This window comes from Mycobacterium marseillense (assembly GCF_010731675.1).
Classification (GTDB): domain Bacteria; phylum Actinomycetota; class Actinomycetes; order Mycobacteriales; family Mycobacteriaceae; genus Mycobacterium; species Mycobacterium marseillense.
The window spans coordinates 4,904,753-4,930,252 of record NZ_AP022584.1 but is presented as its reverse complement, the minus strand read 5'-3'; the positions used below and the strand labels follow the sequence as shown (position 1 = coordinate 4,930,252).

General features: G+C 67.7%; 20 protein-coding genes, 1 tRNA gene and 1 pseudogene. 11 read left to right on the top strand and 11 right to left on the bottom strand.

Annotation, left to right across the window (positions count from 1 at the left end; genetic code table 11):
• Positions 1-74: 74 nt before the first annotated feature.
• A pseudogene (locus G6N26_RS23105) lies at positions 75-1,126 on the bottom strand (nucleoside triphosphate pyrophosphohydrolase).
• Entirely contained in the window at positions 1,123-4,785 is a 3,663-nt protein-coding gene (gene mfd / locus G6N26_RS23100; protein WP_163648866.1) for a transcription-repair coupling factor, read from the bottom strand. Before mfd ends, G6N26_RS23105 begins: the two are co-directional and overlap by 4 nt.
• 120 nt (positions 4,786-4,905) lie before the next feature.
• Here mfd and lysA point away from each other — a divergent pair, with 120 nt between their 5' ends.
• A complete protein-coding gene (lysA, locus tag G6N26_RS23095; RefSeq protein ID WP_083018703.1) occupies positions 4,906-6,246 on the top strand; it encodes a diaminopimelate decarboxylase in 1,341 nt (446 codons plus the stop codon).
• Positions 6,247-6,330: 84 nt separating this feature from the next.
• On the opposite strand, the gene G6N26_RS23090 is transcribed toward lysA, so the two are convergent.
• Positions 6,331-6,924, bottom strand: coding sequence for a TetR/AcrR family transcriptional regulator (locus G6N26_RS23090; protein ID WP_131813324.1), 594 nt, complete (start codon positions 6,922-6,924; stop codon positions 6,331-6,333).
• Between the two features lie 263 nt (positions 6,925-7,187).
• Here G6N26_RS23090 and G6N26_RS23085 point away from each other — a divergent pair.
• The 8 genes from G6N26_RS23085 to pth all read left to right on the top strand — a co-directional run bounded on the left by G6N26_RS23085 (position 7,188) and on the right by pth (position 13,321).
• A tRNA-Gln gene (locus tag G6N26_RS23085) sits at positions 7,188-7,259 on the top strand.
• A 105-nt stretch (positions 7,260-7,364) separates the two neighbouring features.
• Positions 7,365-8,858: a bifunctional UDP-N-acetylglucosamine diphosphorylase/glucosamine-1-phosphate N-acetyltransferase GlmU gene (gene glmU / locus G6N26_RS23080; protein WP_083018767.1), complete on the top strand. Its 1,494-nt coding sequence runs from the start codon at positions 7,365-7,367 to the stop codon at positions 8,856-8,858.
• 91 nt (positions 8,859-8,949) lie between these two features.
• Positions 8,950-9,930, top strand: a complete 981-nt coding sequence (locus G6N26_RS23075) for a ribose-phosphate diphosphokinase (RefSeq protein WP_067170458.1) — start codon at positions 8,950-8,952, stop codon at positions 9,928-9,930.
• On the top strand, positions 9,931-10,275 hold the full coding sequence (arsC, locus tag G6N26_RS23070) for an arsenate reductase (glutaredoxin) (protein WP_083018705.1): 345 nt from the start codon (positions 9,931-9,933) through the stop codon (positions 10,273-10,275).
• Positions 10,272-10,928 carry an LpqN/LpqT family lipoprotein gene (locus G6N26_RS23065; protein WP_067170452.1) on the top strand — a complete coding sequence of 219 codons (657 nt, stop codon included), beginning with the start codon at positions 10,272-10,274 and terminating at the stop codon, positions 10,926-10,928. Before arsC ends, G6N26_RS23065 begins: the two co-directional genes overlap by 4 nt.
• 27 nt (positions 10,929-10,955) lie before the next feature.
• Entirely contained in the window at positions 10,956-11,825 is an 870-nt protein-coding gene (locus G6N26_RS23060) for an oxidoreductase (RefSeq protein WP_067170450.1), read from the top strand.
• Positions 11,826-12,067: 242 nt separating this feature from the next.
• Positions 12,068-12,733 carry a 50S ribosomal protein L25/general stress protein Ctc gene (locus G6N26_RS23055; protein ID WP_067170448.1) on the top strand — a complete coding sequence of 222 codons (666 nt, stop codon included), beginning with the start codon at positions 12,068-12,070 and terminating at the stop codon, positions 12,731-12,733.
• Between the two features lie 12 nt (positions 12,734-12,745).
• Complete coding sequence (gene pth / locus G6N26_RS23050; protein WP_083018707.1) at positions 12,746-13,321, top strand: aminoacyl-tRNA hydrolase; 576 nt, start codon at positions 12,746-12,748, stop codon at positions 13,319-13,321.
• Positions 13,322-13,393: 72 nt separating this feature from the next.
• Here pth and G6N26_RS23045 read toward each other — a convergent pair whose 3' ends face one another.
• The 5 genes from G6N26_RS23045 to G6N26_RS23020 form a co-directional block, all read right to left on the bottom strand.
• Positions 13,394-15,028: a fatty acyl-AMP ligase gene (locus G6N26_RS23045; RefSeq protein WP_067170442.1), complete on the bottom strand. Its 1,635-nt coding sequence runs from the start codon at positions 15,026-15,028 to the stop codon at positions 13,394-13,396.
• Between the two features lie 337 nt (positions 15,029-15,365).
• Positions 15,366-16,322 (bottom strand): 4-(cytidine 5'-diphospho)-2-C-methyl-D-erythritol kinase, encoded by a 957-nt coding sequence (locus G6N26_RS23035; RefSeq protein WP_083018708.1) that lies wholly within the window; start codon positions 16,320-16,322, stop codon positions 15,366-15,368.
• Positions 16,323-16,367: 45 nt separating this feature from the next.
• A complete protein-coding gene (rsmA, locus tag G6N26_RS23030) occupies positions 16,368-17,309 on the bottom strand; it encodes a 16S rRNA (adenine(1518)-N(6)/adenine(1519)-N(6))-dimethyltransferase RsmA (RefSeq protein ID WP_067168351.1) in 942 nt (313 codons plus the stop codon).
• Positions 17,273-18,400: a resuscitation-promoting factor gene (locus G6N26_RS23025; protein WP_197746759.1), complete on the bottom strand. Its 1,128-nt coding sequence runs from the start codon at positions 18,398-18,400 to the stop codon at positions 17,273-17,275. Before G6N26_RS23025 ends, rsmA begins: the two co-directional genes overlap by 37 nt.
• 159 nt (positions 18,401-18,559) lie before the next feature.
• Complete coding sequence (locus tag G6N26_RS23020; protein WP_083018710.1) at positions 18,560-19,411, bottom strand: TatD family hydrolase; 852 nt, start codon at positions 19,409-19,411, stop codon at positions 18,560-18,562.
• Positions 19,412-19,429: 18 nt separating this feature from the next.
• On the opposite strand from G6N26_RS23020, the gene metG reads away from it, so the two are divergent.
• Entirely contained in the window at positions 19,430-20,974 is a 1,545-nt protein-coding gene (metG, locus tag G6N26_RS23015) for a methionine--tRNA ligase (RefSeq protein WP_083018712.1), read from the top strand.
• A 152-nt stretch (positions 20,975-21,126) separates the two neighbouring features.
• Positions 21,127-21,489, top strand: coding sequence for a PAS domain S-box protein (locus G6N26_RS23010; RefSeq protein WP_067167684.1), 363 nt, complete (start codon positions 21,127-21,129; stop codon positions 21,487-21,489).
• A 34-nt stretch (positions 21,490-21,523) separates the two neighbouring features.
• On the opposite strand, the gene G6N26_RS23005 is transcribed toward G6N26_RS23010, so the two are convergent.
• The 3 genes from G6N26_RS23005 to G6N26_RS22995 all read right to left on the bottom strand — a co-directional run bounded on the left by G6N26_RS23005 (position 21,524) and on the right by G6N26_RS22995 (position 25,109).
• Positions 21,524-23,533 (bottom strand): hypothetical protein, encoded by a 2,010-nt coding sequence (locus G6N26_RS23005; protein ID WP_083018714.1) that lies wholly within the window; start codon positions 23,531-23,533, stop codon positions 21,524-21,526.
• Between the two features lie 83 nt (positions 23,534-23,616).
• Positions 23,617-24,327 (bottom strand): TetR/AcrR family transcriptional regulator, encoded by a 711-nt coding sequence (locus tag G6N26_RS23000; RefSeq protein ID WP_067167688.1) that lies wholly within the window; start codon positions 24,325-24,327, stop codon positions 23,617-23,619.
• Positions 24,328-24,431: 104 nt separating this feature from the next.
• Complete coding sequence (locus tag G6N26_RS22995) at positions 24,432-25,109, bottom strand: TetR/AcrR family transcriptional regulator (protein ID WP_067167691.1); 678 nt, start codon at positions 25,107-25,109, stop codon at positions 24,432-24,434.
• Between the last annotated feature and the right edge of the window lie 391 nt (positions 25,110-25,500).

Sequence of the window (25,500 nt, the reverse complement as noted above, 5' to 3'; positions counted from 1 at the left end):
GATTCGCAACCTCATGCGCGATATTACCGAGCGGTCGAGGGCAAATCCGGCAAACATTCCGGCGGTCGCTCGCCCTAATGCCGACGGCGGCAAATAATCCGCGGCGCGGCCGCTTCAAGGCGCTGCTGCCCGCTCAGGCCTCGTCGGCCCCGGCGTCGGCCGTGACCTCCTCGACGACCGCGCCCGCCGCCGATTCACCCGTCGGCCAGTGCTCGCGCCACTCCTGTTCGGAGATTTCACCGAGCGGGGCCAGGTCGAACTCGTCGGGAACGTCACCCCCGCGGCGTGCCGTGGCGATCGCGCGCTCCGCGCCGCGAACCGTGTCGACGAACTCCAGAACCGCTGTGCGCAGGGCGCTTTCGGCATCGACGTCGGCCGATACGCGGACCGAGGTGATGTCGTCGGGGATCAGGTCGGCGGGCACACCGGCTTTGTCGGCCCGCTGGATCACCTTCTGGGCGAGCGCCAGCGCGGGCTGCCCTGTGTGCACGTCGTCCATCGCCGATTTGCGCGGCTTTTCGGCCGCCTTGCGCTCTTCCCACTGGGCCAACTGCTCTTCGAGCGAAATCGATTGCCCGGCAAGCACTCCCGGAACGCGATTGCCCAGTTTGCGCATCAGGGCGGCGGCGACGTCATCGATGGTGAAGGCGGACTGCGGTGCATCCTCGGCGATGCGGGCGTGGAAGAGGACTTGCAGCAGCACGTCGCCGAGTTCGTCGCGCAGCTGGTCGGCGTTGCCGCTGCCCACCGCGTCCAGCAGTTCGTAGGTCTCCTCCAACAAAAACCTGCGCAGCGAATCGTGGGTTTGCTCACTCTCCCACGGCCCGGCGGTGCGCAATTTGTCCATCATCGCCACGGCGTCGACCAGCCGTTCGCCGCGCGGCGTCTCGGGCGCCGAGATCAGCCGGGCACCGGCCGCCAGGCGGGCGATCACGGCCGGGTGGTCGGGGTCGGACGACAGCAGCACCGGCGCGTCCTCGCCGGAGTGCACCGGACGCGCCGCCGACAGCGACCAGGGCACCGCGACGGGCATCTCCTCGGTGTACTGCACCTCGCCCGCGAGATGCTCGATGGCTTCGATGGGCACCAGCGACGGGCGGCGGGGGTCGAACAACACGACGATCAAGCTTGTCGCTCCTCACTCGACACCGCTGCAGCTGAACTCGTTATACCAAGGTCTACCTGCGGTTGTCCCTGCAGTGCGGTCACCAGGTTGGCCACCATCTGCACCAGCTCGACATCGCGTATGCGGGCGGCGCCCGCAAAACTCTGGCCTCCGCCGGCGCGCGGGATGGGGACCTGCACGGTGGACGTCGTGGCGCGGTAGCCCGCCGCCGGATACATGCGCTTGAGCCGCACCTGAGCCGAATCCGGCAGCGTCATCGGCGAGAGCCGCACGGTGGCCGCCGACGGCGCCGAGACCTCGGTGATGCCCGCCGCGCGGCACAGCAGGCGCAACCGCGCCACCGCCACCAGCCGCAGCGCCGGCTCGGGCAGCGCCCCGTAGCGGTCGACGAGTTCCTCCACGACCGCGTCGATCTCACCGTCGGAGGCCGCCGCGGCCAGGCGGCGGTACGCCTCGAGCCGCAGCCGGTCGCTGGCGATGTAGTCCGGCGGCAGGTGCGCATCGACCGGCAGGTCGATGCGCACGTCCTTGGGTTCTTCGGCCGTCGTTACGGTGTGGCCGTCGGCGGCCGCGCGGTAGGCCTCGACGGCCTCGCCCACCAGGCGGACATACAGGTCGAAGCCGACCCCGGCGACGTGGCCGGATTGCTCGACGCCCAGCACGTTTCCGGCGCCGCGGATCTCGAGGTCCTTCATCGCGACGGCCATGCCGGCCCCCAGCTCGTTGTTCTGCGCGATGGTGGCCAGCCGGTCGTACGCGGTCTCGGTCAGCGGCGAATGCGGCGGATAAAGGAAGTAGGCGTAGCCGCGCTCCCGGGAGCGGCCGACCCGGCCGCGCAGCTGGTGCAGCTGGGAGAGGCCGAAGGTGTCGGCGCGCTCGACGATCAGCGTGTTGGCGTTGGAGATGTCGAGGCCGGTCTCCACGATCGTGGTGCACACCAAGATGTCGTATTCGCGGTTCCAGAACCCCTGCACGGTGCGTTCCAGCCGTTCTTCGGGCATCTGCCCGTGCGCGACGACGACGCGGGCCTCGGGCAGCAGCTCCCGGATCTTTGCCGCGGCCCGGTCGATCGAGCTGACCCGGTTGTGCACGTAGAACACCTGCCCGTCGCGCAGCAGCTCGCGCCGCAGCGCGGCCGCGACCTGCTTGTCGTCGTGCGGGCCGACATAGGTCAGCACCGGATACCGTTCCTCGGGCGGGGTCAGGATCGTCGACATCTCGCGGATTCCGGCCAGGCTCATCTCCAGCGTGCGCGGGATCGGGGTGGCGCTCATGGTCAGCACGTCGACGTGGGTGCGCAGGGACTTGATGTGCTCCTTGTGCTCGACGCCGAATCGCTGCTCCTCGTCGACCACGACCAGCCCCAGGTCCTTCCAGCGCACCCCGGTCTGCAACAGCCGGTGCGTGCCGATCACCACGTCCACCGACCCGTCGGCCAGGCCCTCGATCACGGCCTTGGACTCCGCGGAGTCGGTGAACCGGGAGAGGCCCTTGACGGTCACCGGGAACCCGGTCATCCGGTCGGTGAAGGTCTGCAGGTGCTGGTCGGCCAGCAGCGTGGTGGGCACCAGCACGGCGACCTGCTTGCCGTCCTGGACCGCCTTGAACGCCGCCCGCACCGCGATCTCGGTCTTGCCGTAGCCGACGTCGCCGCAGATCACCCGGTCCATCGGGATCGGCTTTTCCATGTCGCCTTTGACCTCGGTGATCGCGGTCAGCTGGTCGACGGTCTCGGTGTAGCCGAACGCGTCTTCCATCTCGGCCTGCCACGGGGTGTCCGGGCCGAACGCGTGCCCGGGGCTGGCCTGCCGCTTGGCGTACAGCGACACCAGCTCGCCGGCGATCTCGCGCACGGCGCGGCGCGCCTTGGTCTTGGTGTTGGTCCAGTCGCTGCCGCCGAGCTTGCTCAGCGCCGGCGCCTGCCCGCCGACGTAGCGCGACAGCTGGTCCAGCGAATCCATTGGGACATAAAGCTTGTCGGAGCCACCCCCGCGCTTGCTCGAGGCGTATTCGAGCACCAGGTATTCGCGCCGCGCGCCGCCGACGGTGCGCTCGACCATCTCGACGAACCGGCCGATGCCGTGCTGGTCGTGCACCACCAGATCACCGGCGGCGAGCGCCAACGGGTCAACGGTGTTGCGCCGCTTGGCCGCCAGCCGCTTGCCCTCGACGGCGGCGACGCGGCTGCCGGTGAGATCGGTCTCGGTGATCACCACCAGCGTGGCGCCCGGGATGATGACGCCGTCGTGCAGCGGCCCCTTGAGCACGCCGACCACCCCGAGCTTCGGCGCCGCGCCGGATTCCAGCATGGCGGCCGGGGTGTCGCATTCGGCCAGCCGCTCCACCACGCGGTGCGCGGTCCCGGCGCCGGGCGCGACGACGACGGCGTAGCCGCCGGTGGTGACGTGCGCGCGCAGCATCGCGAAGATGCCGTCGATGTCGTGCTGATGCCCGCGCGCCGAGGGCGCCGCCCGGATGTCGAGCTCGACGGCCGACTCGTCGGACAGCTGACTCAACGTCCACCACGGGTGCCCGCCCGTGGCGGCCGCGGCCCGCACGTCGTCGAGCTCGGCGAACCCCGATCCGCCGAATTGGGCGACGTCGACGGGGGCATCGGTGCCCATGGCCGCCGCCGACCACGAGGCTTCGAGGAATTCGCTGCCGGTCTTGATCAGGTCGGCGGCGCGGGTGCGGATCTTCTCCGGGTCGCACAGCAGGATCGGGGTGCCCGGCGCCAGTTGGTCAGTCAGCAGCACGTGCTCGCCGGGCCGCAGCACCGGCAGCAGCGCCTCCATGCCGTCGACCGCGATGCCTTCGGCGAGCTTGGCCAGCATGTCGGTGACGCTGCCGGTGATCGCGGGCTCGGTCGCCGGGTGCCGCGCGGACAGCTCGGCGGCCCGTTGCCGCACCTGCTCGGTGAGCAGCAGTTCGCGGCAGGGCACCGCGATGAGGGTGTCGACCTCGATCTCCGGGATCGACCGCTGATCGGCGACGGAGAACATCCGCATCTCGCTGACCTCGTCACCCCAGAACTCGATGCGCACCGGGTGCTCGGCCGTCGGCGGGAAGACGTCGAGAATCCCGCCGCGCACGGCGAACTCGCCGCGCCGGCCCACCATGTCGACGCGGGTGTAGGCCAGTTCGACCAGCCGGGCGATGACGTGCTCGAATTCGACTTCCTGGCCGACGTTCAACGTGACCGGGTCGATCAGGCCCAGCTGCGGGGTCATCGGTTGCAGCAGCGAGCGGGCCGCGGTCACCACCAGCTGGAGGGGCGGGCCCAGCCGCGCGTCGTCGGGGTGGGCCAGCCGGCGCAGCACCGTCAGCCGGGCACCGACGGTGTCGACGCCGGGCGAGAGCCGCTCGTGCGGCAGCGTCTCCCAGGACGGGAAGACCGCCACGGCATCGCCGAAGACGCCGCGCAGTTCAGCGGTCAAGTCGTCGGCTTCGCGCCCGGTCGCGGTGACTACCAGCAAAGGACCCAACCGCGCCAGCGCGCTGGCCACGAACAACCGTGCGCTGGCAGGACCCACCAGGCTCAATTCGGCCGGCGACGCGGCCGCGCTGTCGATCAGCTGCTGGAAGGTCGGCGCGGTGAGCGCCAATTCAACGAGCCCCGCGATCGGGGTTTCTGGGCGAGCAGCCCCCGGTGCGGTCATGATGAATTCCATTCTAGGGGGACCACCGGACACGCCGAACCGCGTCAATATTGAGCTCGGCGTCGTCAAAGGATCGTCAAGAAAACACCACGCGAGCGGCCGCGGACGCACGTTGGATTCATGACATTGCTGGACATTCTGCCGTCCCTTGGTCACGCGGCTCCACCGCGCTTCGACCCGGCGATCTGGCCCCTCACCACCCACCCCGACGAGGAGGGCAGGCTCTGCGTCGGCGGTGTAGCGCTGGCCGATATCGCCGACGAGTTCAACACCCCGGCTTACGTCATCGACGAAACCGACTTTCGGCATCGCGCCCGCCGCTATCGCCGCGCCCTGCGCGGGGTCGAGGTTGTCTACGCCGGCAAGTCGCTGCTGAGCACCGCGGTGGCCCGCTGGGCCCGCGAAGAGGGTCTCGGCGTCGACGTCTGCTCGGCCGGTGAACTGGCCACGGCCTTGGCCGGTGGCGTCGACCCGGCCCGCATCGTCATGCACGGCAACGCCAAATCACCCGAGGAGCTGCGCGACGCCGTGCGCGCCGGGGTGGGGCGAATCGTGCTGGACTCCTGCATGGAGATCGCCTACCTCGCCGGCCTGGCGCGGCGGCGCCAGCCCGTGCTCATCCGGGTGACCCCCGACATCGACATCCACGGGCACCGCGCCGTCACCACCGGCGTCAGCGACCAGAAGTTCGGCTTCACCCTCGCCGGCGACCACGCCGCCGACGCGGTGACACGCGTGCTCGCGCACCCCATCCTCGATCTCGTCGGCCTGCACTGCCACATCGGCTCGCAGGTCAGCGACGCCGCCCTGTACGGCGAGGCGATCCGGCGGATGATCGCCGCGATGGCCGATATCCGGGCCCGGCACGGCGTCATCCTCACCGAGCTGAATATCGGTGGCGGACATGCGATCCCGTACGTCCCCGGCGATCGCGAGCTGGATCTCGACGAGCTGGCCGCGGTGATCGAGAACGCCCTCGACGAGGCCTGCGCCGCCGAGCAGTTCCCCCGCCCGCAGATCGTGGTGGAACCGGGCCGGGCAATCAGCGGCCGCGCCGGCGTGACGCTGTACCGGGTGCGCTCGGTGAAGACGCAATTCGGCGGCCGCACCTTCGTCGCCGTCGACGGCGGCATGAGCGACAACCCGCGGGTGTCGCTGTACGGCGCGCAGTACGCCGTTGCGCTGGCCAACCGGCATCCGCTGGGTCTCAAGCAGCGCGTGACGGTGGCCGGCCGGCACTGTGAATCCGGCGACGAGATCGCCCGCGACATCGAGCTGCCGGCGGATCTGCGCCCGGGCGACCTACTGGCCGTGGCCTGCACCGGCGCCTACCACCACAGCATGCCGTCCAACTACAACATGGTCGGCCGGCCGTCGTTGGTGGCCGTCAAGGATGGCCGGGCCCGCGAACTTGTTCGCCGCGAGACGGTCGCCGACCTGCTGGCGCGCGACTGCGGTTAGCCCGTCGCGGGCCGCTCGCCGGGCGTAACGCCACGGCGGAAATTCCGGCCGATTTTCGCCGTGGCGTTACGCCCGCGACGCCGTCTACTCGTCCTGCAGCCGGGGATCGGCTTCCAACCCGATCAGCCCGTTCCACATGAGGTTGACCAGGTGGGCGGCCACCACTTCTTTCTTGGGCTCGCGGGTGTCGAGCCACCACTGCGCGGTCATCGACACCGACCCCACCAAAGCCTGGGCGTATAGCGGCGCCAGCCCGGGGTCCAGGCCGCGACGGGAGAAATCACCGGCCAGGATCGAGCTGACCTGGTTGACGGCGTCGTTGAGCAGGCTCGAGTAGGTGCCCGAGCTGATCGCGGCCGGCGAGTCGCGGATCATGATCCGGAAACCGTCGGTGCGCTCTTCGACGTAGGTGAGCAGGGCCAGGGCCACCCGCTCGACCCGCACCCTGGAGCGGTTGTTGGTCAGCGAGGAGGTGATGCCGTCGAGCAGCGCCGACATCTCCCGGTCGACGACCACGGCATACAGGCCCTCTTTGCCCCCGAAATGCTCGTAGACGACCGGCTTGGACACGTTGGCCCGCAGCGCGATCTCCTCGATCGACGTGCCTTCATACCCGCGCTCGGCGAACAGCGAACGCGCGATGCCGACGAGTTGTTGTCGGCGTTCGGTGCCGGTCATCCGCGCGCGCGGCGCCCGCACCTCTTTGTCCGGTTCCTTTTGCGCTTGGGGGTCCAGCACGGCCACGTCAATCAGCGTATCGGGCGGTGGGCGGTTCAGCGGCCGCAAGCGCCCCGCATCGTCATCCGACTAGGCCGAAGTTGTCGGATTCCTCCTCGGGCCGCAAGCGCCCCGCATCGTCATCCGACTAGGCCGAAGTTGTCGGATTCCTCCTCGGGCCGCAAGCGCCCCGCATCGTCATCCGACTAAAGTCTTCTTGGCGATCCGTCGTGGTGTAATCGGCAGCACCTCTGATTTTGGTTCAGATAGTTCAGGTTCGAGTCCTGGCGACGGAGCTCAGCTTGTGAGCCCTTTGCCGCGAGGGTGCACAAAATGACACGCTTGACGGCGTGTCGTTGTACCGACACGCACGCTCGCGCCGAGGACGCCGAGGAGGCTTGATGACAATCCAAGGCGACACCGCGGTCGTGGTGCTGGCGGCCGGGCCCGGCACCCGGATGCGGTCGGACACCCCGAAGGTGCTGCACACCCTCGGCGGGCGCAGCATGCTGGCCCACCTCCTGCACGCGATCACCAAGGTGGCGCCGCAGCACCTCACCGTGGTGTTGGGCCACGATCACGAGCGCATCGCCCCGCTGGTCGCCGACTGGGCAGACGCCCTCGGCCGCCCCATCGAGGTAGCCCTGCAGGAGCGGCCGCGGGGCACCGGCGACGCCGTCCTGTGCGGCCTGTCCGCGCTGCCCGACGACTACGCGGGGTTGGTCGTCGTCACCTCCGGCGACACCCCACTGCTGGACGCCGACACCCTGGCCGACCTCATCGCCGCCCACAGCGCGGCGGCGTCGGGTCAAGGGGCGGCCGCCACGGTCCTGACCACGACGGTGAGCGACCCCAGCGGCTACGGCCGCATCCTGCGCACCCAGGACGACGAGGTCACGGCGATCGTGGAGCACGCCGACGCCAGCGGATCCCAGCGCGAGATCCGGGAGGTCAACGCCGGCGTGTACGCCTTCGACATCGCGGCGCTGCGCTCGGCGCTGAGCCGGTTGAGCTCCAACAACGCCCAGCAGGAGCTGTACCTGACCGACGTCATCGCGATCCTGCGGGGCGACGGCCTGGCCATCCAAGCCCGCCACGTCGACGACAGCGCGCTGGTGGCCGGCGTCAACAACCGGGTCCAGCTCGCGCAGCTGGGCGCCGAGCTCAACCGCCGCGTCGTCGCCGCCCACCAGATGGCCGGCGTCACCATCGTCGACCCCGCCACCACCTGGATCGACGTCGACGTCACGATCGGCCGCGACACCGTCGTCCACCCCGGGACTCAGCTGCTGGGCCGCACCCAGGTCGGCGGGCACTGTGTCGTCGGCCCGGACACCACCCTGACCGATGTCAGCGTCGGCGACGGCGCCTCGGTGGTCCGGACGCACGGCACCTCGTCGTCGATCGGCGCCGGCGCGACCGTCGGCCCGTTCACCTACCTGCGGCCCGGCACCATGCTGGGCGACGACGGCAAGCTGGGCGCGTTCGTCGAGACCAAGAACTCCACGATCGGCACCGGCTCCAAAGTGCCGCACCTGACCTACGTCGGGGACGCCGACATCGGCGAGCACAGCAACATCGGCGCGTCCAGCGTGTTCGTCAACTACGACGGCGAATCCAAGCGGCGGACCACCATCGGTTCGCACGTCCGCACCGGGTCGGACACGATGTTCGTGGCCCCGGTGACGGTCGGCGACGGCGCCTACACCGGCGCGGGCACCGTGGTACGCAACGACGTCCCGCCGGGAACGCTGGCAGTCTCCGCAGGTCCGCAACGCAACATCGAGGGCTGGGTGCACCGCAAGCGCCCCGGCAGCGCGGCCGCGCAGGCGGCCGAGGCCGCCGAGAAGGCCACCGGCCAGCCGCCCGCCGCGGAAGCCGAACAGACACCGTGACGTCGGTTGCTGGCAACCCGGCCACATTTCCGTACGATTCGCTTCGTACGATGGGCACTTCCATTGGGATCCGAACGGCAAGGGCAGCACGGTGAGCCACGACTGGACCGATAACCGCAAAAATTTGATGCTCTTCTCCGGTCGGGCGCACCCCGAGCTGGCCGAGCAGGTGGCCAAGGAGCTCGACGTCCACGTCACCGCGCAGACCGCGCGCGAGTTCGCCAACGGGGAGATCTTCGTGCGGTTCCACGAATCCGTGCGCGGGTGCGACGCCTTCGTGTTGCAGTCGGCCCCGGACCCGGTCAACAACTGGCTGATGGAACAGCTCATCATGATCGACGCCCTCAAGCGGGGCAGCGCCAAGCGGATCACCGCCGTCATGCCGTTCTATCCCTACGCCCGGCAGGACAAAAAGCACCGCGGCCGCGAACCGATCTCGGCACGCCTGGTCGCCGACCTGCTCAAGACCGCCGGCGCCGACCGGATCGTGACCGTCGACCTGCACACCGATCAGATCCAGGGCTTCTTCGACGGGCCCGTCGATCACATGCGCGGGCAGAACCTGCTCACCGGCTACATCCGCGACAACTACCCCGACGGCAACATGGTGGTCGTCTCCCCCGACTCCGGCCGGGTGCGCATCGCCGAGAAATGGGCCGACGCGTTGGGCGGCGTTCCGCTGGCCTTCATCCACAAGACCCGCGACCCGCGGGTGCCCAACCAGGTGGTGTCCAACCGCGTCGTCGGTGAGGTCGCGGGGCGCACCTGCGTCTTGATCGACGACATGATCGACACCGGTGGCACCATCGCCGGCGCGGTCAAGTTGCTGCGCGACGAGGGGGCCGGTGACGTGATCATCGCGGCCACCCACGGCGTGCTCTCCGATCCGGCCGCCGAGCGGCTGGCCACCTGCGGCGCCCGGGAAGTGATCGTGACCAACACCCTGCCGATCGGCGAGGAGAAGCGGTTCCCCCAGCTGACGGTCCTGTCCATCGCGCCGCTGCTGGCCAGCACCATCCGCGCCGTGTTCGAAAACGGCTCGGTCACAGGACTGTTCGACGGGGACGCCTAAATGGCCGACACCGTCATCTACCACAACCCTCGCTGCAGCACTTCCCGCAAGACACTGGACCTGTTGCGCGACAGCGGCTTTGAGCCCGAGGTTGTCGAATACCTGAAGACCCCGCCATCGCGCGCCGAGCTGGTGAAGATGATCCGCGACGCGGGCATCGACGTGCGCACCGCGGTGCGCAAGCGCGAATCGCTGTATGAGGAGCTCAATCTCGCCGACGCGACCGACGAGCAGTTGCTCGACGCCATGGCCGAACACCCGATCCTGATCGAACGACCCTTCGTCGTCACGCCGAAGGGCACCCGGCTGGCCCGTCCGATCGACGCGGTCCGCGAGATTCTGTGAATCGGTTCGGCAGCTGCGCGGTGCCCGCCGCGATAGTTGCTCTGGCGGTCTCGGCCGCCGGGTGCGCCCCGAAAGCCCCTGACTACCAATCGATTCTGTCAAAGACGCCGACGACCTCCACCACCACCCCGACGGAAAAGCCGGTACCTCTGTCGCAGTATCTGCAGAGCATCGGGGTGACCGGCCAGCCGGTGGCACCGGGAGACGTGCCCGGCCTGACGATCTCGATCCCGACGCCGCAGGGGTGGGCGCCGTTCACCAGTCCCAACATCACCCCGCAGACGTTGATCATCTCCAAGGACGGCAAGTTTCCGACGGCACGGCTGGTGGTCTTCCAGCTGAACGGGGATTTCGACCCGGCCCAAGTCATCAAGCACGGCAACGACGACGCGCACCTGTTCGAGAACTTCAAGCAGCTCGACGCCTCGGGCGCGCCGTACAACGGATTCCCGTCGTCGATGATCCAGGGCAGCTACGACCTCGACGGCATGCGGCTACACAGCTGGAACCGCATCGTCCTCCCCACCGGGCCGCCCCCGGAACACAAGCGTTATCTGGTGCAGTTGACCATCACCAGCCTGGCCAACCAAGCGGCCGCGGAGTCGACGGACATCGACGCGATCATCCGCGGATTCGTCGTCGCCGCCAAATAGGCCGCATGACCATTAGTGTTGTCAGCCATGACTGGTTGGACCGCCGCAGATCTACCGTCGTTCGCCGAACGAACCGTCATCATCACCGGCGCCAATAGCGGGTTGGGCGCAGTGACCGCGCGCGAACTGGCGCGCCGCGGGGCCACGATCGTCATGGCCGTACGCGACATCCGCAAGGGCGAGACCGCCGCGCGGTCGATGGCCGGCCAGGTCGAGGTGCGCGAGCTCGACCTGCAGGACCTGTCGTCGGTGCGCCGGTTCGCCGACGGGGTGAGCACGGCCGACGTCCTGATCAACAACGCCGGCATCATGGCGGCCCCGTTCTCCCTGACCGTCGACGGCTTCGAGAGCCAGATCGGCACCAACCACCTGGGCCACTTCGCGCTCACGAACCTGCTGCTGCCCAAGCTCACCGACCGGGTCGTGACGGTGTCGTCGATGGCGCACTGGCCGGGAAGCATCAGCTTCGACGACCTGAACTGGCAGACGCGACGGTATTCGCCGTGGCTGGCCTACAGCCAGTCCAAGCTCGCCAACCTGCTGTTCACCAGCGAGCTGCAGCGACGCCTGGCGGCGGCCGGATCCCCGCTGCGTGCGATCGCGGCCCACCCCGGCTACTCGCACACCAACTTGCAGGGCGCCTCGGGGCGCAAGTTGGGTGACGCGCTGATGTCGGCCGCGACCCGAGTGGTCGCCACCGACGCCGATTTCGGCGCCCGGCAAACCCTGTATGCGGCCTCGCAGGATCTGCCCGGGGACACCTTCGTCGGGCCGCGATTCGGCTATTTGGGCCGCACCCAACCGGTGGGGCGCAGCCCGCGGGCCAAGGATGCGTCCACCGCAGCCGCTCTGTGGGCGCTGTCTGAGCAGCTCACGAAGACCCAATTCCCCCTCTGACGACACGTTGGCCTCGGTGGCCTCAGGCGTCCCTGGCCGAAGCGATGGGGCTTGTGCCCCCTCCGAGCGACGACCGGCCGGCGCCCAGCACCGAATTTCCCCTCTGAGGTGCACATGCGCTACCCTGACCGGGCGTCACGGCGAGGGTGGCTGGCTGGCCAGCACCGTTATCGACGGAGACCGACGAACTGTCGCGAACCTGGCCGTGCCCCGAACCACAGAGCACACACAGGAGCGACACAATGGCTGCCAAAACCCTCAACCAGCTCAAGGTCACGGTGCGAGCCGAGACCGGCAAGGGTGCGTCCCGGCGAGCACGCCGCGACGGCAAGATCCCGGCCGTCCTCTACGGCCACGGCGCCGACCCCCAGCATCTCGAACTGCCCGGCCATGACTTCGCGGCCGTGCTGCGCCACGCCGGCACCAACGCGGTGCTGACCCTCGACATCGAGGGCAAGGAGCAGCTGGCGCTGACCAAGTCGCTCGACATCCACCCCATCCGCCGCACCATTCAGCACGCCGACCTGCTGGTCGTGCGGCGCGGCGAAAAGGTCGTCGTCGAGGTCCGCGTCGTCATCGAGGGCGACGCCGCGCCCGGCACGCTGGTGACCCAGGAAACCAGCACCATCGAGGTCGAGGCCGACGCAATGTCGATCCCCGAGCAGCTGACGGTGTCGGTCGAGGGCACCGAACCCGGCACCCAGTTCACCGCCGGACAGATCGAATTGCCCAAGGGCGTCAATCTGATCTCCGACCCGGAATCGCTTGTGGTCAACGTGGTTAATGCGCCGACGGCCGAGGAGCTCGCCGAAGAGGGCGCGGGTGAGGTCACCGAGGAGGCCGCGCCGGCCGAGGACGAAGCCGAAGAGGCCGGCGAAGAAGAGGCCGCCGAAACCGAGTCCGAGTAGGCGGATCCCACCATGGCCGAGCCGTTGCTGGTCGTCGGCCTGGGCAATCCCGGAGACAATTACGCCCGCACCCGGCACAATGTCGGGTTCATGGTCGCCGACCTGCTCGCGGCCCGGATGGGTTCGAAGTTCAAGGCGCACAAGCGGTCCGGCGCCGAGATCGTCAGCGGCCGTCTCGTCGGGCACTCGGTGGTCGTGGCCAAGCCGCGCTGCTACATGAACGAATCCGGGCGCCAGGTCGGCCCGTTGGCGAAGTTCTACTCCGTGACGCCGGGCAACATCATCGTCATCCACGACGATCTCGACTTGGACTTCGGCCGCATCCGGCTCAAGATCGGCGGCGGTGAGGGCGGCCACAACGGGCTGCGGTCGTTGGCTAACGCGTTGGGCAGCAAGGACTTTCAGCGGGTCCGCATCGGCATCGGCCGTCCGCCGGGACGCAAAGACCCGGCGGCGTTCGTGCTGGAGAACTTCAATGCCGCCGAGCGCGCCGAAGTCCCGACGATCTGCGAGCAGGCAGCGGACGCCACCGAATTGCTGATCGAACTGGGGTTAGAGCCCGCGCAGAACCGCGTGCACGCCTGGTAGCCAGGGGCCGCGAGCAGACGCAAAAGCACCGACACGCCGAGGTTTTGCGTGCTTTTGTGTCTGCTCGCCGGCTTAGGTGACCAGGGTGACCGAGTTGGATCGGCGCAGCTTGCCCGATGGCGTCTTCGGGATGGTCCCCGGACCGAGCACCACCACGTTGCGGGGCCGCACGTCGACCTCCGCCACCACCTCGCGGGCGACCTGGTGCTCGATGCGACGCACCTCGGCCTGGTCCTGGAAGGCGTTGGACTCGACGGCCACGGCGAACGTCTCGCGGGAATGGCCGGCGTCCAGGCGCACCGCGACGGCGCAGCCGGGCCGCACGCCCTCGACGCGGCCGGCGGCGCGCTCGATGTCGGTCGGGTAGATGTTGCGGCCCGCCATGATGATGACGTCCTTGACGCGGCCGCACACCACCACGTGCCCCTCCTCGGTCAGGTAGCCGAGGTCGCCGGTGTCATACCAGCCGTTCTCGTCCTGGGCCGAGATGAAGCCGCCCATGGTCAGATAGCCGGGGGTCAGCGACTCGCCGCGCAGCTCGATGACGCCGACACCGCGGGGCGGCATCACGTCGCCGTTCTCGTCGATGATGCGCGCCTCGAGATCCTGCAGCAGCGGACCGAGCGTGGCCAGCCTGCGGGTGTTGCCCTTGGTGGCGGGCACCGCGCGGCGCAGGGCGGCCAGCAGGTCGGCGTCGACCTCGTCGACGACCAGACCGGCGTTGCACTCCGAAAACGACACGGCCAGTGTGGTTTCGGCCATGCCGTAGGCCGGCAGGATCGCCGAGGTCTTCAGGCCGAACGGCTTGCCGGCGTCGAGCAGGTCCTCGACGTCGGCGGGTTCGACGGGCTCGGCGCCCGACAGCGCGAAGCGCAGCGTCGACAGGTCGAAGTCGCCGGCCTTGGCCTGCCGGCGCAGCCGCTTGGCTAGCAGCGCGTAGGCGAAGTTGGGCGCCGCGGTCATGGTGCCCTTGTACTTGTCGATGAGCTTGGCCCACAGCAACGTGTCGCGCAGGAAGTCCATCGGCGTGACCTTGACCAGCTCGGCACCGAAGAACATCGGGATGGTGAGGAAGCCGACCATGCCCATGTCGTGGAAGCAGGGCAGCCAGCTCACCATGACGTCCTTGTCGACGTCGTACTGGGCGCCGATGAACATCGCTTCGGCGTTGGAGTAGATGTTGCGGTGGGTGATCTGCACCGCCTTCGGCGATCCGGTCGAACCGGACGTCAGCTGCATCAGCGCCAGTGCGTCCTCGCCGACCTCGACGGGGTCGATCGGCTCCGCCGCGAGCAGGTCGGAGACGGTGACGACCTTGATGCCCTTCTCCTCGAGTACCGGAATGGCCACCAGGAACGGCTCCGAGACGACGACGGCCTTCGCCTCGATCATGCCGATGACGTTCATGGTGTCCTCGGCCCACACGGCCAGGTCGGTGCGCGGCGTGGGCTGGTGCAGCATGGTCAGGCTGGCCCCGCGCATCCACAGGCCCTGTGCCGTCGGCGCGATCTCCACCGGGAAGCCGGCGAGCACGCCGACCGCGTCGCCGGGACCGATGCCCGCGGCGGCCAGGCCACCCGCGATACGGCGCGCGCGCTCGTGGACCTCGCCCCAGGTGTGGCGGACCGGCTCGTGGGGTTCACCGGTGACCATGCCCGTCGTCACGGACCGGGCATTGCGGTACATCTTCTCGGTAAACCTGCTCACAAAAACCTCCTCGGTTCCAGCCCTGGTCCCAACGCCCGAAATCTCATGTTGCGCCCGCCGGGTAACACTTCGCCGCAGGCACGTAAACACGGTTGCGCGGCGGTTAGGTCTCGGATCGGTGATGCGCCCCAGCGCGCCGCACCACGGCGGCGGCCGGTCGGCCGACAAGCGCGAAACGGGCCCGACAAATCTTGTCGGGCCGTATGCATTAATCGCCCGCCGGGGCTCCCGGCGGACGATGGAATTAAGTGATCTTGCTCAGCGCTTCCCGTCACCGCGCATTATCTTAAGCTCCTCTTAGGGAAGCGCCAAACCAATGCGCAAATTGGGAAAATTTTCACACCTCGGTCGGAGTGGGGACCACGCGCGCCCCGACCACGGGCCCGCTGGCGACCCGCACCGTGCGGCACACCCCCGCGCCGGACACCTCGGTGCCGACGTCGACGGCGGCGGCCGCCGACGCGCACAAGAAGGCACACGTCGGGCCCGAGCCGGACACGATGCCCGCCAGCGCACCGGCGTCCACGCCCGCGCGCAGCGTGCGCCGCAGCCCGGGGTTCAGGCTCACCGCGGCCGCCTGCATCTCGTTGCCCAACAGGGGGGCCAGTTGCTCGGCATCGCCGGCGGCCAGGGCGGCCAGCACCGGCCCGGGCGCGGGCAGCCGCGGCGGATCCCCCGCCTCCCGCAGCCGGTCCAGTTCGGTGAAGACCGCCGGTGTGAGCAGCTCGCTGTCGGCGAACGCCAAAACCCAGTGGAAGGTGTTGCGCGACAACACCGTCGCCAGCTCCTCGCCGCGCCCGGTGCCCAACGCGGTGCCGCCATGCAGCGCGAACGGCACGTCGCTGCCCAGCCGCGCGGCGAGCATGCGCAGGTCGCGGCGGGGCACGTTGAGTTCCCACAACGAGTTCATGGCGACCAGCACCGCCGCCGCGTCGGCGCTGCCGCCGGCCATGCCGCCGGCCACAGGTATGGACTTGTCGATCATGATCGAAACGTCCGGCGCCCGGCCGACGTGTTCGGCCATCAGTTCCGCCGCCTGCCAGGCGAGGTTGCGTTCATCGGTGGGCAGTTTGTCGGCGCCCTCGCCGACGATCTCGAGCGAGAGCACATCGGCGTTGCGCACCGTCAGCTCGTCGAGCAGCGAGACGGCCTGGAAGATCGTCGTCAGCTCGTGATAGCCGTCCTCGCGGCGGTCACCGACCGCCAGGTAGAGGTTGACTTTTCCGGGCACCCGAACGGTGACCGACCCGGTGGGCACCCACTGCGCGGCGGTATTGCCGTCAGACGCGGACACCGCAGCAGACTATCGCTGCCGCGGGGCGATCACACGCAGCGGCCCTCAGCCGGCCGACGCGGTGTGGGGGCTCGTTCCGGCGGCGCTGTGGGAGCGATCGGCGGAGCGCTGCAACAACCGCACGAAGTCGTCGATGGACAGCGTCTCGCCGCGACGCGCGGGATCGATGCTGGCGGCCAGCAATCGATCCGCCGACTCGTTGCCCGAGCCGGCCCAGTCCAGGAACGCGTTTCGACAGGTCTTGCGGCGCTGCGCGAAGGCGATGTCCACCAGCTCGAACACCTGCCGCCGGAAAGCCTCTCCGGTGGGCCACGGCGAAGTCGCGTACCGGTCGATACGCACCAGTCCGGAGTAGACGCGGGGAATCGGCCAGAACACGGTCGGCGAGACCGTGCCGCAACGGCGAACCCTGCCGAAGAAGCGAACCTTGACGCTGGGCACGCCGTACTCCTTGCCACCGGGTTCGGCGGCCAGGCGTTCGGCGACCTCGGCCTGCACCATGACCGTGACAACCCGAATGGACGGGAACTCGGCGAGCAGGTGCAACAGCGCCGGGACGGCGACGTTGTAGGGCAGGTTCGCGACCAGGGCGGTCGGCTGGACGTCCAGTTCGTCGCGGCGCAGGGTCAAGACGTCGCGGTTGAGCACGGTCAGGCGCTGGATTTCGCTGTGCGAGTGCTCGGCGATGGTGTGCGGCAACCGCTCGGCCAGCACGGGATCGATTTCGACGGCGGTGACGGGGGCGCCTCGGTCCAGGAGCGCGAGCGTCAACGAGCCGAGGCCGGGACCGACTTCCAGGACGTGGTCAGACCGGCCGATCCCGGAGGTCGACACCACTCGTCGCACCGTGTTGGCGTCGTGGACGAAATTCTGGCCGAGCGATTTCCGTGGCCGAAACTCGAGTTCTTTGGCCAGCCGCCTGATCTCGGTGCGCCCGAGTAGCCGGATGGTCAGCGCGCACCAGCTCTTCCGCTGCACACTGGCCACGCGCCCCAACCCTGGCGCTCTCGGGTCACCTCGGCGACGGTGATCTGCTCTTCGCGGGTGGCGAGGTCGGCGCGGGCGGCGAACCGCAACCCGCCGTTGCGCTCCCACGTGCCCTGGTCGAACTGCACACCGCCGTAATACCCGTTGCCGGTGTTGATCGCCCAGTTTCCGCCGGCCTCACAGCCGGCGATCGCATCCCAGATGGAGCCGTCACTGACCGGAGGCACCTCGGTGCCGGGCTTGGTGCCGATGCGGACCACCGATTCGCGGGCGGGCGTGATCACCGTGTTGGCGATCGGCAGCCGACCGGTCTCGACCCCGTTGACGGTGGCCACCGAGAAGGTGACGTCCTGCGTGCCGGGGCTACCCGGGTCCTCGACGACCTGGCGGCTCATGTTCATTTCCGGGTCTTCGATCCGACGCGCGTTGGGCGGCAACGGGATTCGCTCGGTGACCTGCTGGATGCGGTTGCGAGTCACCTGGACTTCCATTCCGTCGGTGATCGGCATCGTCGCGGCAGGCACCACCTGGTCGCTCTCGAGCAGCGGTGCGCCGGCGGCGCTCAGCAGGCCCGCGACGTTCGGGGCCGCCAGATGCACCGTGCGCACGGCACCGCCGTCGTTGATGCGGACGGTCTTGGCGCTGACGACGGGCAGCGCCATCCCGGCCAGCGGGACGCGGCTGCCGCGGTTGGCCGCGGCCGGGGCGGTGTCGGTCATCGCCAGCTGGGCCAGCGCCTCATCGACGGTGGACGCCGTGGTCCACACCTGCTTGGTGTCGTGGCCGTCCAGCGAAATCTGCAACGGGCGGCTGCGCCGGAGCACGATCTTGCCGGCGTCGTGAACCGCGACATCGGCGGCGGGGTACAGGTCGTCACGGTCGTCGATGACGAAGCCGTTCTCTTCGACGACGTCGATCACCCGAGACTTCATGGTCTTCACCTGCATCGCGACGCCGTCGACGGTCAGCGTCACCGTCTTGCACACCGAGATCGCATATCCGCCCGCGAATGCCAGGACTACCAGCAGCCCTCCGACCACGAGACGCAACATCGGCGAAGGATTCTGATGAAGTTTTGTCAATACACTCAACGCGCGTTACCCAACCCTCAACAACCCACTCAGTCAGCAGCAAGTCACAAATTAAGGGCCCGTAGGCCCATCCGTTCGATCACAAGACGGTAACGAACTGGCCAATGTTGGGCAACTCTGACGCGGCTCAAATCCGGTGATGTGACACGAATCGCCAGGTCAGTCGCCGCCAGCGGCGGCCAATCCGTACACCCGTCGAGCATTGCTCGTCGTGACCTGAGCCAGCTCTTCCGGGTGGCGATTCACCAGTTCGGCGATCGCCCGAACAGTATAAGGAAGGCAATAGGGCTCATTGGCCGTCCCTCGGTAAGGATGCGGCGTCAAATAGGGTGCATCGGTTTCCACCAGCAGCTGCTCCGGCGGTATCAACGGAACGGCTTCGCGCAGGGCGCGGGCGTTGCGGAAGCTGGCGGTGCCGGACAGACTCAGCAGCCATCCGGCGTCCACGCAGCGCCGCGCCATGGCGGCGTCCGACGAAAAGCAGTGGAAGATCACCGCGTCCGGGGCGCCCTCGGCGGCCAGCACGTCGAGCACCTCCGCGTCGGCCTCCCGATTGTGGATCATCAGCGGTTTGCCGCACCGCTTCGCCAGATCGATGTGCCACGCGAACGCCTCCCGCTGCACGGCGGGCTCGGCGCAGCCTTCCAGCCGCCCGGGCCAATACATGTCCATGCCGGTCTCGCCGACCGCGACCACCCGGGGGTGGTTGACCAGTTGCTCGATTTCGGCGCGGGCGGCATCGGTGAGCGCGTCGGCGCGGGTCGGGTGCAGCGCCGTCGCGGCATAGACCCGTGGGTCCCATTCGGCGGCGCGGGTGACCCAGCGCGCCGAATCCAGGTCGTCGGCGATGGTGACCACGGCGCGCACCCCGACCGCCGCGGCGCGGTCGACGATGGCCCGCACCCCCTCGGCGTCGGTGGCGCCACACGCGTCGAGGTGGGTGTGCGCGTCGACGAGCGGGCTCAAGGGCTCGGGAGCCGGGGGCGGCTGGCGTTTGGAACTCACGCGCACACAATAGGGTGAACTGCGATGAGGCCGTATTACGTCACCACCGCAATCACCTACCCCAATGGCGATCCGCACATCGGGCACGCGTACGAATACGTCGCGACCGACGCGATCGCGCGGTTCAAGCGGCTCGACGGGTTCGACGTGCGGTTCCTGACCGGCACCGACGAGCACGGCCTCAAGATGGTCGAGACGGCGGCGGCCGAGGGCATCGGCACGGCCGAGTTGGCCCGGCGCAATTCCGATGTGTTCCAGCGCCTGCAGGAGCGGTTGAATATCTCCTTCGACCGCTTCATTCGCACCACCGACCCCGACCACCACGAGGCATCCAAAGAGATCTGGCGCCGGATGGCCGCCGCCGGTGACATTTACCTGGACACCTACTCGGGCTGGTACTCGGTGCGCGATGAACGGTTCTTCGTCGAATCGGAAACCAGACTCCTCGACGACGGGACCCGGATGGCGGTGGAGACCGGCGCCCCGGTGACCTGGACCGAGGAACAGACCTACTTCTTCCGGCTCTCGGCGTATGCCGACAAGCTGCTGGCCCACTACGAGGCGAACCCGGACTTCATCGCGCCCGAGGTGCGCCGCAACGAGGTCGTCAGTTTTGTCGCGGGCGGACTGCGCGATCTGTCCATTTCGCGCACCTCGTTCGACTGGGGCGTGCAGGTGCCCGAGCACCCCGACCACGTGATGTACGTCTGGGTCGACGCGCTGACCAACTACCTGACCGGGGTCGGCTATCCGGACACCGACTCCGAGATGTTCCGCCGCTACTGGCCGGCCGACCTGCACATGATCGGCAAGGACATCATCCGGTTCCACACCGTGTACTGGCCGGCGTTTCTGATGTCGGCCGGAATCGAGCTGCCGCGAAGGGTTTTCGCGCACGGATTCCTGCTCAACCGCGGCGAGAAGATGAGCAAGTCGGTGGGCAACGTCGTCGACCCGGTGGCCCTGATCGACACATTCGGCGTGGATCAGGTGCGTTATTTCCTCTTGCGCGAGGTTCCGTTCGGTCAGGACGGCAGTTTTAGCGAAGATGCCATCATCACGCGGATCAACACCGATCTGGCCAATGAACTGGGCAATCTGGCCCAGCGGTCGTTGTCGATGATCGCCAAGAACCTGGGCGGGGTGCTGCCCGAACCCGGTGAACTCACCGAGGCCGACACCGACCTACTGGCGACAGCCGACGGTTTGTTGGAGCGCCTGCGCGTCAGTTTCGAATCGCAGGCGATGCACCTGGCCCTCGAAGCGATCTGGCTGATGCTCGGTGAGGCCAACAGATACTTCTCCGCGCAGCAGCCCTGGGTCTTGCGCAAGAGCGAGTCCGAGGCCGATCAGCGACGGTTCCGCACGGTCTTGTACGTGACCTGCGAGGCGGTGCGCATCGCGGCGCTGCTGGTCCAGCCGGTCATGCCCGAATCCGCCGCCACGCTGCTGGATCTGCTCGGGCAGCCGCAGGACCGGCGAACGTTTGCCGCCGTCGGTGCGCGGCTGACACCCGGCACGCAGCTGCCGCCCCCGACGGGTGTGTTCCCCCGCTACCAGGTCGACTGACCGCGCAGAAAACGCCGAACAATTCGGTTGCGGACCAACCGAGTTCAGCGACATCGTCAACTCCGTCGGGCAAAGCCCCCAACATATCCTCTGCTATAGCCCATAATCGGGCTGTGGAACGACGCCAGAACCGGCAACAGAGCCAATCGCCGATGACGACCTTGAGGGAGCTGCCCGCATTGGTGGTGCTGGAACGCATTCCGGTTCCGGTGCTGGCCATCGGCGATGACGGCAGTATTTTGTTCGCCAACACCGCGTTTGCCGACATGATGGGCTACGACCCGGAGGAAACCCTGTCGCTCCGGTTCGAACAGATCTTCCATCAGGCCCCGGCGTCGGAATCGCTGCTAGCGACCGTCCACGCCCTCGCGAACATGGTCGTCGAGCTCGCGCACAAGGACGGCTCGGTCGTGCGCGCGATGATGAGCAAGTCCGCAGTGCGACGGGTGGATGACCAGTTCGCGCTGGCCGCGTTCCAGGATCTGACCGAGCAGCTCTGGGAAGAAGCGCACTAGCGGCGCCCTCAGCGGCGCGCCGCGGAGTCAAACTCTATCGGCGCCGCCATGATTCGCGCCTGACGCGCCACACGATCACCCCTGCGCCGACGATGGCCACCGCGACCCACCCGGCGCCGAACCACCACAGCCAGTCGAGGTCCGAATGGCCTCCGGATCCCGCGGCGGCCACACCGGCGGGCAACGGCGGGTGATCGACGGTCACCGGATCTTGTCCGGGTACCGACACCACCGCAACGCCTTTGAGTCGCTGCCAGTGCTTGTTGTCGTCGCCCTTGAGCCAGCGGATCAGCTCATCAAGCTGCCCGGGCGCCCCGTTGGACGTCGCGACCAGCAGTGTCCGGCCGTGGTTGAAAACCGTTTGGAGAGAGGCGAACCGCAGCACCGGGTCCAAGGTGAGCTTGACGGGCTTGTCACCGGACCCGACGGCGTTGACGGTGATCGGGCCGCTGGGCCCCGCGGCCACAGGGAGCGTCACGTCGGACTGATTCCACCCGTCGGCGGAAATCAGTAGTGCGGGATTGGCGGAATCGATCGCTTGCTTGATGCCGGTGACGGTCGTGTCGATCGGCATGGAGCTCATCCGCTGCAGGCCCACCATGATGTCCAGCGCGCGCACCGTGTCGATCAAGGAGTGCTCTGCGATGCCCACCTGCACTCGGGGCATCAGTGTCTGCGGCACCGACTGAAGGCCGTCCGGCATCGGTGGCGCGGCAGCACTGCTCTGAATAGTGCTGTCGCCGTTGATGTTCAACGTGAGTAGCTGGTTTCCGGGCCCCACGGTGTAAAAGTCTCCGCAATGCCCGACATTGCTCGCGACGTCGAGCACCAATTCGATGTTGGTGTAGCGCTGCAGGAGCCGATCGGGCACGTCGATCCAGTGGTCGATGCTGCCATGGCCATCGGTCGGCCAGTGGTCGATGGTCTCGGGACCGATGGTGACGGCGATCCGGCCGGCGATGTTGTTCGGCGTCGGGGTATAGGAACCCAGCAGATGGACGCGCACGCCGTGGATGGACCTGCCAAATCGGGTCTGGTCCAGTCCGATCGACACCCGCGGTTGCAGGGAGGTCGCGTTGATGAAGGGGCGCCCCAGCTCGCGGAGCATGGCGGTGTCTCCCGCGAGTTGCACTGTGGGTTTCAGCGATTCCACCGCAGCCCTGGAGGAAAAGGCCAGCTCCGACAGGCCGCTGAACAGTACGGCCGTGTTCGACTCGTCGGTTTGGCCCAGCGGCCCGGACACCAGGAGCCATGGCACGCCGGTCGCGCCTTGGAGGGAAAGGCCGTTATCCGGGCCCTCCTTGACGACGACCTGGCGTTCCAGCGCCGCCGGCGGCGTCGGTGGGCCCGCCTGGCCCTCCTGCAACGGGACCACGACGATGTCGGGAGCCTGCTTGCCGTAATGCGACGCCGTGGAGGTGGCCAGTCGGATTGCCGTGTCGGACTCGGCTGTTGACGGCGATTGCGGTAAGTAGATGGTCAGTTTCCGCAGCACGGGCGGCAAGAAATGCGCCACGGTGGTGGGCGGCAGCTCGGTCCCCGTGTAGGTGACGGTTCCGTTGGCCAGTCGAAGCGGGCTCTCCGGGTACAAGCAGAATCCATCCAGCGGCACCAAGTACGTACGCACCGTCACGCTCAGAAAGTCGTCGATGACCTCCGCTCCGGTCAGCGGGATGACGATCGGGGCCTGATCGGCGGTCGGCAGGTTCACGCGCGCGATGGTGCGATCGCCTTGCGTGACGGTGATCAACCCCGACCGCAGATTGATCGGCAGTTCGACGGTTGCGTTCAGAGCAGTCGGGGTGAGCCCGTGCAGCACCGGCAGAGTCAGCGGCACGTTGTTGGTCAGGCCCCAGAACTCCAACGTGGAGGAAGACCCGAGATCAGCCAACGTCAGCGTCGTCGTCGAGTCCGTCGCGGTGACCGGATCGCCGGGCGCACCCCATGATGCCGCCGGAGCATTCATCACCAAGAAACCGACGACACCGGCGAGTGCAATTGCTCGGCCGAGAGCTTTCCGGAACATCACCGGAACAGTATGCATTGTTGAAAGCGCTTCAACCGCAATAACGGAAACGCCGTTGCGGCAACCGCGAAAAGGTGTCCCGCAACGGCTCTCACCAAAAGCTAATTGGTTTCCGGGTCCGTGGTGTCATCGTCGCGGGGAGCGCTGGCCGCGGTATGGCGCATCACTTCGCGCCGCAGGAATTGCTGAAAGTAGGGCAGCGACGCTTCCGCGACAACGCCCGGTAGCAGGAGTTCCCATATCTGATGCAGCCGCGCGAACGGGTCACCGACGACGTCCCCGATCCTGCCGTGGCTGGATATCGCGGTCGCGATCAGCCGCGTGCCCGATATCGTCCCCACGATCGACGCGCTGAGCACGTCGGGTTCGATATCGCTGCGAAGGTCGCCCTCCTTGACGGCGCGGCGGGCCTCCTGGGCGGTCTCGAGCACCAAGTTGGCGTAGAAGCGCGAGGCGGCCCCGTTGAATCCGCTTAACGCCGTGGCCAATTGCGCGCCGGCCCGGGCCATTTTGTCGGAGCCCAACACGTCGATGATCGTGAATGAGCCGTGCACGATGTTTTCCATCCCCGGCGATGACGACTTGCAGACATTTCGGTACGCGCTGAGGATCGCGTCCGACCCTTCCTCGATGATGTTCGAGGCCAACGATTCTTTCGAATCGAAGTGATGATAGAGGGCACCTTTGGTCATGCCGGTCCGCTCGATGATCGTGCTCCATCCGGCGGCCGCGTACCCGACCTCGCCGAACACTTCGATCGCGGCGTCGAGGATTTTTTGCCGAGTGGCTTCAGACCGAACCTGGCGCGGCATTGCCGCTGTACCTCCGAAGTCTCGTCGGATCCGCAGATCCCTCATCTCGTTTCGCGAGGATGCCGAGGGTGCCGGCGGCCGGACCGTGCGACCCGCCCCGGCGACTACTGCGAGTCGTCATCGTTTGAACCGGTGCTGACGGCGAGCGCCGCACGCCGCTTGAGGAATTGGCGGAAGTATTCGGTGCGGTCCGGCTGCAGTATCCCGGTGAGCATCAAAGACCAGCACTTTTCCAAGTCGCCGAGGAACCGTTCCGGGTCGTCCAGGTTGCTGGTCTTTCGCAGTCCCATATGCAGGGAGACCATCATGCGGCCGATGTCCTGCGGGTCGCACTGTTCATTGATGTCGCCCTCGGCCTTGGCCTGCTCGGCGACCTTGCCCAGGTTTCTGATCCAGCGGTCGAACAACTTCTCCTGGAATCCGTCGGGCAGGCCGACCGACTCCATCAGGTTCAGTCCCGACCTGACGAGGTCCATTTTGATGTCGCGGATGGCGATCAGATACGAGAAGTCGATGAGCGTCTCGAGGCCCGAGAGCCCGCGCGTCAGCAGGTCGCGGACAGCGACGGCGCCGGTCTCCACCTGACTTTCGATGATGGCGACCGCCAGCGCGTGCTTCGACTTGAAGTGGAAATACATTGCGCCCTTGGTCAGTTCGGCCTCGGCGAGAATGTCGTCGAGGCCGACGTCGTGGTAGGGCCGACGGGCGAACTGATGCGACGCGGCCCGCAGAATCTGTTGCCGGGTCGCGTCGGCTCGTCCGTCAGTCGAATGTGTGGTCATCGCGTTCGAGAATCAGTTCTTCGCGGCCGGAGTCGGGGAGCAAGCATGGGCACCGAGGGTGACGGCGCGGGCGGCGCCACCCGCCCTTGCGTCGACTGACGCTCTGCTCAAGCAGGGCACACACACCTCGGTTCTTCGCAGATTGGGAGCGAACACGCATCCGCGTCGCTCAAGATTTCTAGCCCACTTCTGAGGTTAGCAGTCATACGGCTGTCCGGGTTGACGCTCGTGTAAATACTTGAGGTTCACATCACAGCGTGTTGTCAAACCTATAGTATGTTTTATACGCTATTGTGCGTACGTCAGTCTGATTAGGCCCTCGGATCGTCTCGACCGTCCGTATAACACGAAGGAGAAGGCACATGCCCCCTCTCACCACGCCTTATTCGGG